Origin of the sequence: Iodidimonas nitroreducens, from assembly GCA_000710935.1 — a bacterium.
GTDB classification, from domain to species: domain Bacteria; phylum Pseudomonadota; class Alphaproteobacteria; order Sphingomonadales; family Rhodothalassiaceae; genus Iodidimonas; species Iodidimonas nitroreducens.
Window position 1 is genome coordinate 1 of the sequence record BAYV01000054.1, and the last position, 660, is coordinate 660.

General features: G+C 54.4%; 1 pseudogene. It reads right to left on the reverse strand.

The annotated features are described in order from the left end of the window. Window positions 1–88 precede the first annotated feature (88 nt). A pseudogene (locus AQ1_RS12285) lies at window positions 89–660 on the reverse strand (hypothetical protein); the annotation flags it as partial.

Below are 660 nucleotides of genomic sequence, written 5' to 3' on the forward strand. Positions count from 1 at the left end.
TGAAGACCCCCCATTAAAAATGGGGGGATTACCTCATCAACACGCGGCACACCGCGCGGCTTGTTCGGCAATTTTTCTTATCATTATCTTATAAGAGTCGGGAAACGCCTGTTTTCTGCAAACGATGTCCCCGTAATCCGATGCTACCCGAGTTCTTGTCGTGAAAGGCATTGACGACGCATGACCATTTGGCGCTCATAACTCCGTCGATTCCCCGCCCCAGATCCCATATGACGGCGTCGCCATTCTCTAGTTGCGCTCTTACAAAGCGGTCGTGCAAATCGCCTTGCGAGCGGCGGGAACACTGGGCCAGATGCAGAGGAATCGATCCGATCGTGTTTCTCCAGCGGTTTTCAAGATCGGAACGCTGATCGCCATTGGTTTCTGCCATTCGCTTATCGACCGAGTCCGCATCGAAGGCCACTATCTGGACTTCATCAAGCTTCGCAGCGAGTTCAGAGAACCGGCTGACGAAATTTAGCAGGCGTCCCCGAGCCTGCTTGTTCGCACAGCAGTAGGGATCCTGAATTTCAAGGCGGTCGATTCTGGCTTCGCGGACGAATTGCTCAAAGATCGTCCAGTCGCGCGGCCCATGTTGTTCGTAAACCACTCGCTGAACACTGGGTGTGAACCGCCCCGGGATTGCCGGAGGCTCCAACT